Source organism: Streptomyces sp. NPDC041068 (assembly GCF_040647455.1).
Lineage (GTDB): Bacteria > Actinomycetota > Actinomycetes > Streptomycetales > Streptomycetaceae > Streptomyces.
Genome location: NZ_JBEZCG010000014.1, coordinates 19,762 through 35,036, shown reverse-complemented (window position 1 = coordinate 35,036; position 15,275 = coordinate 19,762). Strand labels below are relative to the sequence as shown.

Here is a 15,275-nt window from a genome sequence, read left to right as displayed (position 1 = left end):
TCGGCCCACGGTCACCAGTCGGTGCGCGACGAGGACGAGCCGGATATGAACTTCCGTACGACGTAGATGAGTCCACCGACCAGGGCGACGAAAATCAGCGCCTTGAAGAGCAGGCTGACCACGAATCCGACCACGCTCGCTATCACGCTGCCGAACACGACGAGTGCGATGACCGGCACGGCCACCCACTTCACCCACCACGGCATTCCCGCAAAGATCTCCTTCGCCGCCATCGTCCTTACCTCTCTCTGCAAGTTCCTTGCTTCCTGCATTCGATGCTAGGGCCGCAAAGAGCCGTATGGGCGCCCGCGATCCCCCGAACTCCCCTGATCCAACCCTTAGGGAACCCCGAGGTCGGAGCCCCGATTCAGTCAGTCTCCAGGAGGGGGCGCCGTCAGGCCTCGGGCGGAGAGAAGACGACGAGCACCCGCAGGTCCTCGCTGATGTGGTGGAACTTGTGGGCGACCCCGGCCGGCACATAGACGACGCTGCCGCGCGCCACCTGCGTGGTCTCCATGCCGACCGTGATCGAGGCACGGCCGCTGACCACCATGTACACCTCGTCCTGCCCGTGCGGCTGCTGCGGGTCGGCCTCGCCCGCGTTGAGCGCGTACAGCCCGACCGACATGTTCCGCTCACGCAGAAACTGCAGATACGCGCCGTCGTTCGCGGCGCGCTCCGCCTCCAGCTCGTCCAGTCGGAATGCCTTCATCGCCTTCGTACGCCCCTTGCTGATCCTCGGCCCCTCGTGGACCGACCGTTACCGGCCCACGTCTGCCACGATCAGACACATGAAGAATTTCGTAGTCAAGACGATCGCCAACGCAGCGGCCCTGGCCGTCGCCGTGTGGCTGCTCGACAAGATCACCCTGACCGGCGACAGCACGGGCAAGAAGGTGGGCACGCTGCTCATCGTCGCCCTGCTCTTCGGCCTGGTGAACTTCCTGGTCAAGCCGGTGGTGAAGGTCCTCACCTTCCCGCTCTTCATCCTGACCCTCGGCCTGATCACGTTCGTGGTCAACGCCCTGATGCTGCTGCTCACTTCGTGGCTGGCGGACAAGCTCGACCTCAGCTTCCACGTGGAGGGCTTCTGGACCGCCGTCCTGGGTGGCCTGATCATCTCGATCGTCTCCTGGGCCATGAACGTCGTGCTCCCCGACGACAAGGACTGAGCCCGCCCGATGCCCTTCTCCGTCTGCTTCGTCTGCACCGGCAACATCTGCCGCTCCCCGATGGCCGAATCGGTCTTCCGCTCCCTGGTCGACGAGGCCGGTCTCGGTGACCGGGTCGTGGTCGACAGTGCGGGCACCGACGGCTGGCACGAAGGGGACGGCGCCGATCCGCGCACCGTCTCCGTCCTGCGGGCCGCGGGACATCAGAGCGACCACATGGCCCGCCACTTCCAGGCCGACTGGTTCGCGAAGCTCGACCTCGTCATCGCCCTGGACTCCGGCCATCTGCGCACGCTGCGCCGCCTGGCGCCGACCCCGGCCGACGCGGACAAGGTGCGGCTGCTGCGCTCGTACGACCCCGAGGCCGCGGAGCCGGACGTTCCCGACCCCTATTACGGGGACTTCGAGGGGTTCGAGGAGTGTCTGAGAATGGTGGAGGCGGCGAGCGATGGCCTGCTCGACGCGGTACGCGAAGCAGTGGAGAGGCGGGCGGCATGACGACGGAATCGGAGCCCACGGGTCCCATAGGCGACGGCACGCGCGCGGTGCGCGCCGGGCTCCCCGAGCCGGTGAAGCACGAACCGACGCTTCCAGGGCCGGTGTTCGCGGCCCACTTCCACCTGCCGGGGGATCCCACGGGCGGATACGCCTACGGCCGCGACGAGAACCCCACCTGGACGCACCTGGAGCGCGCCGTCGGCGAGCTCGAGGCTCCGGACTCCGGGGAGGCCGTCGAGACTCTGGTCTTCGCCTCCGGCATGGCCGCGATCTCGGCGGTGCTGTTCTCGCAGCTGCGCGCCGGTGACGCGGTGGTCCTGCCGGACGACGGCTATCAGGCGCTCCCGCTGGTCCGCGAGCAGCTCACGGCGTACGGCATCGAGGTGCGCACCGCCCCGACCGGCGGCGACGCCCAACTCGACGTCCTGGACGGCGCCAAGCTGCTGTGGATCGAGACTCCGTCCAACCCCGGCCTCGACGTGTGCGACGTGCGCAGGCTCGCAGAGGCGGCACACGCGCGTGGTGCCCTGGTGGCGGTCGACAACACCCTGGCCACGCCGCTCGGCCAGCGCCCCCTCGACCTCGGTGCCGACTTCTCGGTGGCCAGCGGCACCAAGATGCTCACCGGCCACGGCGACATCCTCCTGGGGTACGTCGCCTGCCGCGACGCGGAGCTGACCGCCTCCGTACGGCGCTGGCGCAAGATCGTCGGAGCCATCCCGGGGCCGATGGAGGCCTGGCTCGCGCACCGCTCGCTCGCCACGCTCCAGCTGCGCGCCGACCGGCAGAGCTCGAACGCCCTGGCCCTCGCCGAGGCGCTGCGCGACCGCGCCGAGGTGTCCGGGCTGCGCTATCCCGGGCTGCCCGACGACCCCTCGCACAAGATCGCCTCGCAGCAGATGCGGCGCTACGGGTGCGTGGTCTCCTTCACGCTGCCCACGCGCGCGCGTGCCGAGCGTTTCCTCGAAGCGCTGCGTCTCGTCGACGACGCGACCAGCTTCGGCGGTGTGCGGTCCACGGCCGAGCGCCGTCGTCGCTGGGGCGGAGACGCCGTCCCTGAGGGCTTCATCCGCTTCTCCGCGGGTGCCGAGGACCCCGACGACCTGGTGGCGGACGTCCTGCGTGCGCTGGACGAGTCGGCCGATTCGGCAGGCTGACGCGTCGATTCGGCGGACCGACGCTCCGATTCAGCGGACTGACGCGCCGGTTCGGCGACTGACGCTCCAGACAGCACCGCGCCTACGCACAACGAACGGTCCGAGCCTCCCCCCTCGTGGCTCGGACCGTTCCGGTTCCGCGCGCGAAGAACCGCGCCAACAAGGCTAGTTGACTCTGTGTCAGTGTCCAATCACAGTAGCGACAGAGACCTATCGACATATTTATAGTGGGGCGCGCCCTGAGGACAGGAAGGGAAGGGACGTCACGATGGATCTGGCCCTGCTGCGCACCTTTGTGACGGTGCACCGGGCCGGCTCCTTCACGCGCGCGGCAGCGCTGCTCGGACTCTCCCAGCCCGCAGTCACCTCCCAGATCCGCACCCTGGAACGGCAGTTGGGCCGCCCCCTCTTCCTCCGCCAGGCCCGCGGCGTGACACCCACGACCATCGGCGACGAGCTCGCGCACAAGGCCGCCCCTCATCTGGACGCCCTGGTGGAGATCGCCGAGACCGGGCTGGAGGAGGACTCGTCGGTACGCACCCTTCACCTCGCGGGGCCACCGGAGTTCACCGCGGAGCGCGCCCTGCCCGCGCTCACCACCCTGACCGGCCAGGACGGCCACGGCTACGCCCTGCGTGCCTCATTCGGCACCGCCGAGGAGGCCCTGGAGGGGCTCGCCGCCGGGCACCACGACCTGGCCATCACCACGGCCCAGCCGCGCGGCGCACTGCTCACCGCGACACCGCTCTGCGACGAGGAGCACGTCCTGGTCGCGGGGAAGCGCTGGGCCGCCCGTATCGGCCCCGGCAAGCTGCGCCGCAAGGGAGCACTGCCGCTGGAGAACCTTCCGGTGGTCGAGGTGCACGAGTCGCTGCCGTTCGTCTCCCGCTACTGGGCATCCGTCTTCGATGCCCGTCCCGCGGCAGCCGGCGCCGTCATCGTGCCGGATCTGCGCGCGGTCCTGGCCTGCGCGGCCGCGGGCGCCGGCCTCGCGGTACTGCCCCGCTATCTGTGCGCCGAGGCCCTGAAGCGCGGAGACGTCGTGGCGCTCCTCGACCCCGCGGTGCCTCCTTTGCGCACGTACTTCCTGGCGGTGCGCACCGGCACGCTCGCCATGCCGCACATCGCGCGGGCGCACGAGTGGCTGCTGCGTGCTGCCGTCGACTGGGCTTGATGGAGGTCCCGGCTGGTTCACGATGTTTCACGTGGAACAGTCCGGGCCACATTTCTCCCATGACCGTCCGACCCGTGGTCAAACGCACCGCACGCGCCGTCCTGCTGGACGGAGACGACCTGATCCTGATCAAGCGGACCAAGCCCGGTGTCGATCCGTACTGGGTCACCCCGGGGGGCGGCGTGGAGCCCGCGGACGCCACCGTCGTCGACGCGCTCCATCGTGAGGTCCACGAGGAACTCGGCGCCAAGATCACCGATGTCGTGCCCTGCTTCGTCGACACCGTGGAACACATCGGCGAGGACGGCGGCGCGACCGGCGTGAAGGTGCAGCACTTCTTCGTCTGCCGCCTGGAGTCCATGGACACCGGCCTGCGGCACGGCCCCGAGATCGAGGAGCCGTGCGGCGAGTACGAGATCGTGCACGTGCCCTTCACCCGGGTCGGCATTGCCTCGGTCCATCTCGTACCGCTGTCGCTGCGGCACTACTTGGACGGGAACATCGAGGGCGTGCGTGCGATGCACGCCCCCGATCTGGGCTGACCACCGGTTCCGGGTTCCCGGCTCCGGGCTAGTCCCCGGCCGCCACCAGTTCCTCGACGGAGTCGTGGCGGATGCGGCCCTCGGGGATGCCGACGTCCCGCAGGGCATCCACTCCGCTGCGGATCATGCCGGGCGGTCCCGAGAGATACGCGTCGTACTCGTTCCACGGGCCGTACTCGCGCACGGCGTCCGGCAGTTGGGCGCGCTGGTCGACGACCGGGCGGACGGACAGCCAGGGGTGGTTCTGCTGGAGCCGCAGCATCGTGTCGATGTCGTACAGGTCGTGATCGGTCCGGGCGCCGTAGAACACCTCGACCGGGCGCCGTCTGCCGTGCTCGGCGACGTCCTCGACCAGGGCCTTGATCGGCGCGATGCCCGTGCCGCCACCCAGGCAGAGCAGGCCGCTGTCGGTGGTGTGGTCGACGGTCATCGAACCGGCCGGCGGACCGAGCCGCAGGACGTCACCGGGGCGCGCGTGGTGCACCAGGGCGTTGGAGACCCAGCCGGCCGGCACGGCCTTCACATGGAAGGACAGCAGCCCGTCGGAGCGGGGCGCCGAAGCGAAGGAGTAGTGCCGCCAGATCCGGGGCCACCAGGGGGTCTCCAGGCTGGTGTACTGCCCGGCGAGGAAGGGGTACGGCTGGTCGGGGCGGACCGTGACGACGGCTATGTCGGGGGTCCTGAGGTCGTGCGAGACGACCTCGGCGAACCACCAGGCCGGGGCGCGCAGTTCGTCCTCCGCGGCCGCGTCGATCATGACCTGGGAGATCGTCGTGTACGTCCGGACCCAGGCGGCCTCGGTCTCCTCGTCCCAGATCGCGCTCGCGTACCGGCTCAGGGAGCCGATCAGGCACTCGCCGACGGCCGGATAGTGCTCGGGCTGGGTGCCGTACTTGCGGTGTCCGCGCCCGAGGTTCTTCAGGTACGAGACGAGTACGTCGGTGTTGTCGATGTGCTCGGCAGCGGTCAGCAGCGCCTTGAGGAGCCGGTCCCGCTGGGTGTCCATCGCGGCGGGGAACAGGGCGCGCAGGTCGGGGTGGCGGGTGAAGAGCAGCGCGTAGAAGTACGAGGTGACCTGGCCGGCGACAGGGCCGATTTCAGCCATCGTGCGCTGCACCAGGACGGCGTCGGGGGATGCCTTCTCCGAACCCCCCTCCGGCGGCTTCACTTCCAGCGTGGGCGCAGGTGTCGGCGTCGGCGCCTGCCGGGCCTCCGCGGTCGAGGGCGCGTGCGAGGCGGTCGAGGGCGACGGGGTCGAGGTCAGGCGCGAGGCCGTCGACGCGGCGGGTATTCGCTCGTCGGTCGGCGCGGCAGGTGCCATCCGCTCAGGAGCCCCGGTCGTCGTCGGCCCAGGTGTCGGGTCGGAGGCGTCGGACTGCCGCGGCACCCCGTCCTCCTGCCGCTGCGGCGGCCTGCGCGGGGTGAACCAGCCGCCCCCGTCACCGGCAGTGCCATCGTCCGCCGACGCGGTGGTCGGAGCGTCCATGCTGTGCCTCGCCTCGAACATCTCTCGGTCGGTCTGCGCACTTCCTGTCGGAAGCCGCCTGTCGGAAGCCGCCTGTTCTCCTCGCTGTCCCCGCTCTGCCTCGATCGCCGATACGGCCACATTGAACCCCGGATTCCGGGACCCTACGGACAAGTAGGTCGAGAATGTGACATTGGCCGCAGTCGCCTCACCGCAGCATCCCATTCGCCGCGTCCGCGCAGGCCGCATAACGAGAAGTACGGGTTCTGGATCTCTTTGCCCCGTTAGGCTTCATTGGCCTGCGCGCGTGCCCCCAGAGTGCGAAGAAACGCACCCGGCACGAATCGGAGTCGACCATACCGGCAGCCGCCGGGCGCACAAGCCCTCCTTCCCTTCACCTGCAATTCAACGCCTCCGCCTGCCAATTGCCTCAATTACCGGGCGTGCCGCACCAATTCGTACGCCTTACGCAGATCCCGCCCGACATAGGAGTGAGTGGCCAGCCCCACCAGCCGTTGATCCGCATTGACGGCCACGGAAACCGGCACGGCACCGAACAACTCCAGGTCGGAAAGCGAGTCGCCGTACGCGACGCAATCGCTCCGACTCACCCCGAACTCTTCACAGAGCCGGTCCGCGATCTTCACCTTGCCCGCCGCATTGAGAATGCCCGTCGGATCGATGGGCTCGGTGAACGGCACGGCAGGGAAACGCGATCCGTGCGCGGCATGCGCGCCCCACGCGACGAGCCGCTCCACGAAGAAGGACGGCGACAGCGACACCACCGCGCAGTAGTCACCGCCTTCCCGGATCTCCGCCCAGGTGTCCTGGATGCCGGAGAGCCAGGGCGCTCCATCGAAGGCGGCCGTCACCTGCGCGTCCGTGAGCTCCGCCCACAAGGCGTGCACGCGCACCGCGTACTCCGGTGAGTCGATCAACCCCGCCACGAAGTCCCGCTCGAGCTCGGCGATCTCAGCGTCCAGTCCGAGCTGCCGCGATATTTCCACGGGTGCCGCCGTGCCGTGCAGCAGCGTCCCGTCCAGATCGAAGAGGTGTAGGCGTGCCATGTACGCCGAGGCTAGTACCCGCGGTTACTCCCGCTGTCAGACGCCCCTGGCTCCCCCGCTTGGCACCGTGTTTCACGTGAAACTTAGCCGCCCCGCACGACGGGCCACCCTGGTTGTCCATGTAGTCGGCGCAGCCGGCTGGCTCGGGCTCACGCTCGGGCTGCTCGCTCTCGCCCTGACCGCGATCACGACGGGATCCACCGCGACCGTCGAGGCCACCGTCCGCTCGATGCAGATCTTCACGGACTGGCTGGTGATCCCTCTTGCCCTGCTCACCCTGCTGAGTGGTCTGCTGCTGTCCCTGGGGACGCAGTGGGGCCTCGCCAGGCACCGCTGGGTGTACACGAAGTTCTGGCTGACCCTGGCCACCACCATCGCGTCGGTCTTCGCGCTGCGCCCTGGTGTCAGCGACGCGGCCGCGACCGTCGCGGCGGGGAACCCACTGGCGGAGCCGACCGATCTGATCGCCGGCCCCATCGTCTCGCTCAGCGCCTACCTCTTCATGACGGTCCTGTCGGTGCTCAAGCCCTGAGGGCTGACCCGGCATGGCCGGAAGCAACGTGGCCAAAAGCAACGTGCTTCTGCCCACAAACGGGTGGACGCCGAGGTCGTACGTCAGACAGCCTGACCCGGGTGTCGACACCTTCCCTCTCCGCACTGCCCATCCGCCGACTCACCCCCCGCGATCTGCAGTCCTGCGCCGATCTGTCCGAGGACCGGGGCTGGCCTCGTGAAGAACACAAGTGGGGTCTGCTGCTCTCGGCCGGAACGGGCTACGGCATCGACGACCCCGACGGTCACGGCCTCATCGGTGCCTATGTAGTGACCCAGTACGGCCCTCAGGAGCGTCCCGGTCTCGCGGCGATCGGCATGGTCCTCGTCGCCGAGAGGTACGCCCGCCAGGGCATCGGTCGCCGCTTGATGCAGTACGCCATCGAGGAGGCGGCCACCACCCCGCTCACCCTCCACGCGACACCCAACGGCCGCCCGCTCTACGAACAGCTCGGGTTCAAGGTGATCGGTCGCGCCGAGATGGTTCGCGGCCGCCTCACTCCTGCGGGCTCGCTGCCCGACATCGCCACCCGGCCGGCCACCGCGGAGGATCTGACCACCATCCTCCGGCTCGACACCGAAGTCTTCGGCCACGACCGCACGCACGTGATCACCCGGCTGCCCGCCTTCACCGACCAGCTCCGAGTCGCGGAGGCCGACGGCGAGATCATCGGCTACGCCGGCGCCTGGCCGAACATGGACACCCATGTCGTGGGTCCGCTCATCGCCCGTGACACCGAGACCGCGAAGGCCCTCATCGCCTCGCTCGGCGCCCACAGCGACCGCCCGCTGCGCACCGACATCGACGTGCGGCACGAAGAGCTCCTGGCGTGGGTGAAGGAGAGCGGCCTCGAGACCGTCGCCTTCAACGCGGTGATGGCCTTCGGCGCACCGGAGTTGCCCGGCGACTGGACCCGCCGCTTCGCACCGCTCACGGTCGCGGCCGGCTGACCCGCCCCCGACCGTCGCCGCGCGACACCAACGCGGAGAGGCCCGCCCCTTGAAGGGGCGGGCCTCTCTCGTACGCATCGAACGTCGCACGTATCGAACGTCGTCCGTACGTGGCTTACGCGAGGGCCTCCACGGCCGCCGTCGCGAAACCGTGGTCCTGCTCCGGCGCGCCGCCGCCGACCCCGATCGCACCGATCAGACGGCCGTCGCGGTGGACCGGCACCCCGCCCGCGATGAAGAGCAGCGGGCGGTCGAGGGCGGTGGGCAGGGTGTGGAAGAGGCCACCGGGCTGGACCGCGTCGACGAGATCGGCGGTCGGGGCGTTCAGCTGGAGGGCGGTGTACGCCTTACGCGTGCTGGTCTCACCGGAGATCAGCACGGCCCGGTCGTCGCGCCGGAAGGCGAGCAGGTGACCGCCCGCGTCGAGGACGGTGACGCTGACCGTGACACCGACTGCCTCAGCGGCGCGACGGGCCGCGGTCACGAGTGCTTCGGCGTCCTCGATGGTCAGCGGGGCGACGGCGGTGGTGCTCATGAGGGGTTTCTCCTTGCGGGTGTTGCTGGGGTTACAGGGGGAGAGGCGGAAGAGGGGGGAGAGGTCAGTGGTGGACCGGCACTGCCTGCTCGACGGGTGCCGAGCCGGTCACGACCAGGCTGGGGGCGCCGGAGCGGCGCTCCAGGGCGGCCGAGACGAGAGCCAGGACGAGCGCGGAGGCGGCGAGGACCGCGCCGACCCAGTTCGGGGCGGTGTAACCGAGGCCGGCCGAGATCACGATCCCGCCGAGCCACGCCGCCAGCGCGTTGCCCAGGTTGAAGGCGCCGATGTTGACCGCGGAGGCAAGCGTCGGGGCGCCGGAGGCGTAGTCCAGGACCCGCTTCTGCAGCGGCGGCACGGTCGCGAAGCCCAGGGCACCGATCAGCATGATCGTCACGGCGGCCGCGACCTTGTTGTGCGCGGTGAGGGTGAACAGGGCGAGGACCAAAGCGAGGAAGCCCAGCGACACGTACAGCATCGGCATCAGCGCGCGGTCAGCGAACCGTCCTCCGACGAGGTTGCCGCCGACCATGCCGAGCCCGAAGAGGACGAGCAGCCAGGTGACGGAGGAGTCCGCGTAGCCGGCGACGTCCGTCATCATCGGCGTGATGTAGGTGATGGCCGCGAAGACGCCGCCGAAGCCGAGAACGGTCATCGCCATGGCGAGCAGCACCTGTGCGTTACGGAAGGCGCCGACCTCGTCGCGCAGTCGCACGCCTTCGGGCTTGGGCAGGTCCGGTACGAGCTTGGCGATCCCGGCGAGGCCGGCGACACCGAGGGCGGCGACGATCACGAAGGTGATGCGCCAGCCGATGGCCTGGCCGACGAAGGTGCCCAGCGGGACACCGACCACGTTGGCGACCGTGAGGCCCGAGAACATCATGGCGATGGCTCCTGCCTTCTTCTCGGGTGCCACCAGCTCGGCCGCGACGACCGATCCGATGCCGAAGAAGGCGCCGTGGGCCAACGAGGCGACGATGCGGCCCGCCACCATCACGCCGAAGACCGGGGCCACGGCGGAGAGCAGGTTGCCGATGATGAAGAGGCCCATCAGCAGCATCAGCATCCGCTTGCGGGAGATGCGGGTGCCGAGGGCGGTCATCAGAGGGGCGCCGAGGACGACGCCGAGGGCGTAGCCGGTCACGAGGAAGCCGGCCGTGGGGATGGAGACACCGAAGTCACCCGCGACCTCGGGAAGCAGCCCCATGATCACGAACTCTGTGGTTCCGATTCCGAAGGCCCCGATCGCAAGGGCCAGCAGCGCGAGAGGCATGGATCTACCTTCCAGACGGTTGCAGGTGCGCTTAACGTGCGTCCACAATAGTTGCACGCGCTGGTTAATTGCAAGCGCCGGATATTGCATCTGTGGATTACCCTGGGTGCAGCCGCTCCGGGACGGAGGAACAAGAGCCATGACAGCGACAGACCCCGCACTCACCGCGCTCGCCCAAAGCTGGTGCGCACTCTCCTTGCTCCACGGAAAGATCGAGGCCCGCGTCGAGCGTGCCCTCCAGGCCAAGCACGGCCTGAGCGTGCGCGAGTACAGCCTTCTCGACGTCCTCAACCGTCAGCACGACGGAGAGGGCGGCCATCTGCAGATGAAGCAGGTCGCCGACGCCGTGGTGCTGAGCCAGAGCGCGACAACCCGCCTGGTGACCCGCCTCGAGGAGCGCGGCCTGCTCGCCCGCTATCTGTGCCCCACCGACCGCCGCGGCATCTACACGGACGTCAGCGAGGCCGGCGCCACGCTGCTCGCCGAGGCGCGCCCCACCAATGACGCCGCCCTGCGCGAGGCGCTCGACGAGGCGGCGCGGAACCCGGAGCTCGCCCCGCTGGTCAAGGCCGTCGAAACGCTGCGCGTGCCCGCCTAGGGCAAGCCGCGAGCACCTGCCCACACGGCGGTCGGTCCGCATAGGCTGCGGCCATGGGAGATCTTGAACTACGCCCTGCCGTCGCCGAGGACCTGCCCTCCATCGTGGGCATGCTCGCCGATGACCCCCTGGGCGCGGCACGCGAGTCGCCGGACGACCTCACTCCGTACGTCGCCGCCTTCGAGCGCCTGGCCAACGACCCGAACCAGCGTCTGGTCGTCGCCGTACGCGAGGGGCGCGTCGTCGGCACGCTCCAGCTCACGATCATTCCGGGGCTCTCCCGGAAGGGCTCCACGCGGTCGATCATCGAAGGCGTACGCGTCCACGCCGACGAGCGTGGCAGCGGGCTCGGTACTCGGTTCATCGAATGGGCCGTCGAGGAATCCCGGCGCCAGAACTGCCAGTTGGTGCAGCTGACCTCCGACGTCACCCGCACCGACGCCCACCGCTTCTACGAGCGGCTCGGATTCGAGGCGTCGCACGTGGGCTTCAAGATGCAGCTCTGAGTCGGCTCTTGATGTGCCGAAGGGGGGGTGTTTCACGTGAAACACCCCCCCTTCGACGAGACCCCCTTCGACGAGGCCCTCTCGACGAGGCCCCTTCGACGAGGGCTTCTTCAGCGAGACTTCTTCGGCGAGAACCTTCGATGAGAACGTCGCGGTGAGAACCTCTCGGCGTCAGAAGCCGCGCCACCCCTGCGGGTCCACCCCGCCCGGCACCGGTGCCCCCGCGTCGTACGGCTCACGGGTGAAGACGAACGAGCCCAGGTCGAGATGGCTCACCGATCCGTCCGGCCGCCGCACCGCCTGCAGGAGCTCACCCGCGTAGTAGCCGTTGAGCCCCGTCCACGTGCCGTCGCCGTTGGACCGGAACCGCGCCTGGCGGCCCGCGCCGGAGAGCGGGCCCAGCTCGACCCCGCCACCGGCCGTCAGCCGGAGCGCGAGCACCTGGGTCCCCCAGTACCAGGGCCCCGCCAACTCCAGTACCTTCTCGTCGACTTCGGGCAGGGGGCGCCACGGCTCGGGGATACGGGGCTCGGCCTGGACCACGATCTTCACCAGGTCCGCGGCCAGCGCCGCCATCAGCGGCCCGGACGTGCAGTTGGCGAGCGCGACCGCGGCCACACCGTCCTTCTCGCTCACCCACAGACCGGCGAGGAAGCCGGGGAGCGATCCCGTGTGCCCGGCCAGGCCGATCCCGTCCCACCGCAGCAGATCCATGCCCAGGCCGTACGCCCTGTCCCAGTCCCCCGCCTGCGAGGGCGCCGCGGGCGTCCTCATCTCCCGCACGGACTCCGCGCCGAGGACCCGGTCGTCGCCCTTGGCCAAGAAGGAGGCGAAGCGCACCAGGTCCGCCGTCGTGGACCACAGTTGGCCGGCCGGGGCCATCAGCCCCAAGTCCTCGACGGGCTCCGGCATCATCACGTCCGCCCAGGGATGCACGGCCCAACCGCCCGCGTGCGGGGCCTCGGGCTGCGCACTGGTACGGCTCAGCCCCAGCGGCTCGAGGACCTCACGCCGCAGTACCTCTTCCCACGGAGCGCCCCGCAGCGCCTCCACCAGCGATCCCAGCAGCGTATAGCCGGGGTTGGAGTAGTGGAAACGGCGGCCGACGGGGTGCTTGAAGGGCTGCTCGCCGAGTACGTCGGTGAGGTCCGGACGCACCGCGCCGGGGGTGCGCTCCCACCACTCGCCCGGGGTCTCGGCCGCCAACCCACCTGTGTGCGCAAGGAGTTCGGCGATCGTTGCCTCCCCTGCGCCGGTGCCCGGCAGGTGCTTCTCCAGCGGGTCACCCAGGTCCAGCACACCCTCGTCCCGCAGCCGCATCACCAGCACGGCGGTGAAGGTCTTGGTGATCGAGCCGATGCGGTACTGGACGTTCTCGTCCGGCTCATGACCGTCCGTCATGCTGCGGCCGCCGCTCCACACCAGCTCTCCGTCCCGGGCCACCGAGGCGACCAGCGAGGGTGTCCGGCCCTCCGCCTGAGCGGTGGCGATGCGGTGCAGGAGGGCTCGGCGCGTGGTGGGGAGCAGCTCTTCGTGGGGTGTCGTCATGGGACCAGTTCACCTGGGAGGCGTCTACGAGTCGAGCGAATTCAGCCAGTGACCGATGCCGATTCCTGCCCCGGTGTCGGTGTCGGTGTCGGTGTCGGTGTCAGTGTCGGTCCCGACCCTGGCGTCGGCGACCAGAGCCCGGCGGCCGTGCCGTCGCGCAGATGCTGCTCGTAGACGACGACCTTGCCGTGGATGACGTCCAGGCAGGCACCGAGATCGTCGATCTTCGCGCGTACGTCGCACTCGTGCTCCCGGAGCAGCGCGAGGCGGTCCTTCTCATTGCCGGGCCCGGAGCGGACGAGCGCCGCGAACCGCTTGATCGTGGCGATCGGCATGCCCGAGTCCCGCAGCCGCCCGCACAGCAGGAGCCAGTCCACGTCTGCCTGTTCATAGACCCGCTGACCACCGCCGGAACGCGGGATATCGCGCAGGAAGAGTCCCTCGCGCTCGAAGAACCGCAGCGCGTGCACGCTCAGACCGGTCGCCTCGGCGACCTTCCCGATGGACAGACCGCCCGTGTTCCTGGTGGACAGGCCACCCGCGTCCTCGCTCATGCCACGACCGTACCGACCGCCCTTGACCTAGCGCGCAGTCTAGGTTTTAGCGTCGCGTGCATGATCACAGAACAGCGGAGACTCGGGACCGGATTCGGCGCCCGGAGCACCGCCGACGACGTCCTGACCGGCATCGACCTGACAGGCACCACCGCCCTGGTGACCGGCGGATACTCCGGCCTCGGGCTCGCCACCACCCGCGCTCTCGCCCGCGCGGGCGCGCACGTCGTCGTCCCGGCCCGCCGCCCCGACACCGCCGAGGAGGCCCTGCGCGGCACACCCCGGACAGAGGTGCACGCCCTCGACCTGGCCGACCTGGACAGCGTCCGCGTCTTCTCCGAGCGCTTCCTGGAAACCGGCCGCACCCTCGACGTCCTCATCAACGGCGCAGGCGTGATGGCCTGCCCGGAGTCGCGCATCGCCCCGGGCTGGGAAGCGCACTTCGCGATCAACCACCTCGGGCACTTCGCGCTCACCCACCGCCTGAGCCCGGCCTTCACCCCCGGCAGGGCGCGTGTGGTGGCCGTCGCCTCCTCCGGGCACTTCCTGTCCGACATCCGCTGGGACGACCTCCATTTCCGCACCGGCTACGACCGGTGGCTGGCCTATGCCCAGTCCAAGACCGCCAACGCCCTGTTCGCCCTGCACCTCGACCGCCTCGGCGCCGAACGCGGCCTGCACGCCTTCGCCGTGCATCCCGGCAGCATCCTCACCCCGCTGCAGCGTCACATCCCCCGCGAGGAGTGGCTCGCGCAGGGCTGGGTGACGCCGGACGGCACTCCGGCCGAAGGCTTCAAGACCCCGGGACAGGGCGCGGCGACCGCCGTGTGGGCGGCGACATCACCGCTCCTTGACGGCCACGGAGGTGCGTACTGCCAGGACTGCGACATCGCCGAACCGGCCACCACGGACGACATGCTCATCGGCGGCGTCAAGCCGTGGGCCACCGACCCCAACGCGGCGGCCCGGCTCTGGGACCTCTCCTGCGAGCTCACGGGACTCAGCGCCTTCTGAAAGGCCGGGCCCGCTGACCTCAGTCCCGGCCTGCGTCGTCGTCAGTCCTGGCCCGCGTCGTCAGTCCCGGTCCACGTCGTCGTCCGCCGTGTGGGGCAGCAGGGGGAACAGCCGGGTGATGAGAGCCACCGGACGAGCGCCGTCGGGCCGGGCCAGGGGGCGTTGTTCACGGTCCTGGTAGGGCGCGAGCGCCCGCCGGATGACGTCCGCGACCCTGCTCATCTCCTCGGGAGTCAGATAGGCGATGGCGCTGAAGGCCTCGTCATGGCGCCATTCGGACGGCGCCTGGTCCCGCTGGGTCAGCCATCGCTGCCAGCTCTCGTCCTCAAGGCCCCGGGCCAGATCCCCGAACTGCTCCTCCGCGGGCCCCTCGGCTCCAGCCGTGCGCTGTCTCAACCGCCAGGGGCGTGCGCGGCCACCGCTGTGGGGCGCCTCCTCGATGTACCCGTGACGCTCGAGCTGCCGCAGGTGGAAGGAGCAGAGGCCGGAGCTGTAGCCCAGCCGGGAGGCGGCTTCGGTCGCGGTGACGGTGCCGACTTCGGCGAGCAGGTCCAACAGGGCCGTGCGGACTTCATGCTCCCGCAGCCCTTCGCCGGCACCTGCGGCCCGGTCGTCCTGCGCGCCCTGGGCGTTGACGTCATCTTCAGTCACTTTGCAAAGTCTGCTACT

At 69.8% G+C, this 15,275-nt stretch carries 19 protein-coding genes; 10 read left to right on the top strand and 9 right to left on the bottom strand.

Annotated features, from left to right (window positions below; all coding sequences use genetic code 11):
* Positions 1–11: 11 nt before the first annotated feature.
* Together AB0B50_RS29865 and AB0B50_RS29860 are read right to left on the bottom strand one after the other, a co-directional pair.
* On the bottom strand, positions 12–233 hold the full coding sequence (locus tag AB0B50_RS29865) for a DUF5326 family protein (protein WP_362339102.1): 222 nt from the start codon (positions 231–233) through the stop codon (positions 12–14).
* 161 nt (positions 234–394) lie between these two features.
* Positions 395–712: a cupin domain-containing protein gene (locus AB0B50_RS29860; RefSeq protein WP_362338708.1), complete on the bottom strand. Its 318-nt coding sequence runs from the start codon at positions 710–712 to the stop codon at positions 395–397.
* Between the two features lie 79 nt (positions 713–791).
* Here AB0B50_RS29860 and AB0B50_RS29855 point away from each other — a divergent pair, with 79 nt between their 5' ends.
* The 5 genes from AB0B50_RS29855 to AB0B50_RS29835 all read left to right on the top strand — a co-directional run bounded on the left by AB0B50_RS29855 (position 792) and on the right by AB0B50_RS29835 (position 4,543).
* Positions 792–1,172 carry a phage holin family protein gene (locus tag AB0B50_RS29855; RefSeq protein WP_362338705.1) on the top strand — a complete coding sequence of 127 codons (381 nt, stop codon included), beginning with the start codon at positions 792–794 and terminating at the stop codon, positions 1,170–1,172.
* Between the two features lie 9 nt (positions 1,173–1,181).
* Entirely contained in the window at positions 1,182–1,670 is a 489-nt protein-coding gene (locus tag AB0B50_RS29850; protein WP_362338702.1) for a low molecular weight protein-tyrosine-phosphatase, read from the top strand.
* Entirely contained in the window at positions 1,667–2,827 is a 1,161-nt protein-coding gene (locus tag AB0B50_RS29845) for a cystathionine gamma-lyase (RefSeq protein ID WP_362338700.1), read from the top strand. The genes AB0B50_RS29850 and AB0B50_RS29845 overlap by 4 nt, the downstream gene beginning before the upstream one ends.
* A 268-nt stretch (positions 2,828–3,095) precedes the next feature.
* Positions 3,096–4,001 (top strand): LysR family transcriptional regulator, encoded by a 906-nt coding sequence (locus AB0B50_RS29840; RefSeq protein ID WP_362338697.1) that lies wholly within the window; start codon positions 3,096–3,098, stop codon positions 3,999–4,001.
* A gap of 59 nt (positions 4,002–4,060) precedes the next feature.
* Positions 4,061–4,543, top strand: a complete 483-nt coding sequence (locus tag AB0B50_RS29835; protein WP_362338694.1) for an NUDIX hydrolase — start codon at positions 4,061–4,063, stop codon at positions 4,541–4,543.
* Positions 4,544–4,571: 28 nt separating this feature from the next.
* Here AB0B50_RS29835 and AB0B50_RS29830 read toward each other — a convergent pair whose 3' ends face one another.
* Positions 4,572–6,029: a globin domain-containing protein gene (locus tag AB0B50_RS29830; protein WP_362338691.1), complete on the bottom strand. Its 1,458-nt coding sequence runs from the start codon at positions 6,027–6,029 to the stop codon at positions 4,572–4,574.
* A gap of 413 nt (positions 6,030–6,442) precedes the next feature.
* The gene (locus AB0B50_RS29825; RefSeq protein ID WP_362338688.1) at positions 6,443–7,075 is read right to left on the bottom strand and encodes an HAD-IB family phosphatase; all 633 of its coding nucleotides are present in this window, start codon (positions 7,073–7,075) and stop codon (positions 6,443–6,445) included.
* 76 nt (positions 7,076–7,151) lie between these two features.
* Here AB0B50_RS29825 and AB0B50_RS29820 point away from each other — a divergent pair, with 76 nt between their 5' ends.
* Complete coding sequence (locus tag AB0B50_RS29820) at positions 7,152–7,607, top strand: DUF2269 domain-containing protein (protein WP_362338685.1); 456 nt, start codon at positions 7,152–7,154, stop codon at positions 7,605–7,607.
* 101 nt (positions 7,608–7,708) lie between these two features.
* Positions 7,709–8,578 (top strand): GNAT family N-acetyltransferase, encoded by an 870-nt coding sequence (locus tag AB0B50_RS29815; protein ID WP_362338682.1) that lies wholly within the window; start codon positions 7,709–7,711, stop codon positions 8,576–8,578.
* Between the two features lie 115 nt (positions 8,579–8,693).
* Here AB0B50_RS29815 and AB0B50_RS29810 read toward each other — a convergent pair whose 3' ends face one another.
* Both AB0B50_RS29810 and AB0B50_RS29805 read right to left on the bottom strand, forming a co-directional pair.
* Positions 8,694–9,113, bottom strand: a complete 420-nt coding sequence (locus AB0B50_RS29810) for a heme-binding protein (RefSeq protein ID WP_362338679.1) — start codon at positions 9,111–9,113, stop codon at positions 8,694–8,696.
* 64 nt (positions 9,114–9,177) lie between these two features.
* A complete protein-coding gene (locus AB0B50_RS29805) occupies positions 9,178–10,386 on the bottom strand; it encodes an MFS transporter (protein WP_362338676.1) in 1,209 nt (402 codons plus the stop codon).
* A 139-nt stretch (positions 10,387–10,525) separates the two neighbouring features.
* On the opposite strand from AB0B50_RS29805, the gene AB0B50_RS29800 reads away from it, so the two are divergent.
* Positions 10,526–10,984, top strand: coding sequence for a MarR family transcriptional regulator (locus AB0B50_RS29800; RefSeq protein WP_362338673.1), 459 nt, complete (start codon positions 10,526–10,528; stop codon positions 10,982–10,984).
* Positions 10,985–11,037: 53 nt separating this feature from the next.
* A complete protein-coding gene (locus AB0B50_RS29795) occupies positions 11,038–11,490 on the top strand; it encodes a GNAT family N-acetyltransferase (RefSeq protein ID WP_362338670.1) in 453 nt (150 codons plus the stop codon).
* Positions 11,491–11,661: 171 nt separating this feature from the next.
* Here AB0B50_RS29795 and AB0B50_RS29790 read toward each other — a convergent pair whose 3' ends face one another.
* Positions 11,662–13,038 carry a serine hydrolase domain-containing protein gene (locus AB0B50_RS29790; protein ID WP_362338667.1) on the bottom strand — a complete coding sequence of 459 codons (1,377 nt, stop codon included), beginning with the start codon at positions 13,036–13,038 and terminating at the stop codon, positions 11,662–11,664.
* A 41-nt stretch (positions 13,039–13,079) separates the two neighbouring features.
* Positions 13,080–13,592, bottom strand: coding sequence for a MerR family transcriptional regulator (locus AB0B50_RS29785; RefSeq protein WP_362338664.1), 513 nt, complete (start codon positions 13,590–13,592; stop codon positions 13,080–13,082).
* A gap of 60 nt (positions 13,593–13,652) precedes the next feature.
* On the opposite strand from AB0B50_RS29785, the gene AB0B50_RS29780 reads away from it, so the two are divergent.
* Positions 13,653–14,606 (top strand): SDR family NAD(P)-dependent oxidoreductase, encoded by a 954-nt coding sequence (locus tag AB0B50_RS29780; RefSeq protein WP_362338661.1) that lies wholly within the window; start codon positions 13,653–13,655, stop codon positions 14,604–14,606.
* A gap of 60 nt (positions 14,607–14,666) precedes the next feature.
* Here the strand turns inward: AB0B50_RS29780 and AB0B50_RS29775 are convergent, their stop codons facing one another.
* A complete protein-coding gene (locus AB0B50_RS29775; protein WP_362338658.1) occupies positions 14,667–15,257 on the bottom strand; it encodes a winged helix-turn-helix domain-containing protein in 591 nt (196 codons plus the stop codon).
* Positions 15,258–15,275: the final 18 nt, after the last annotated feature.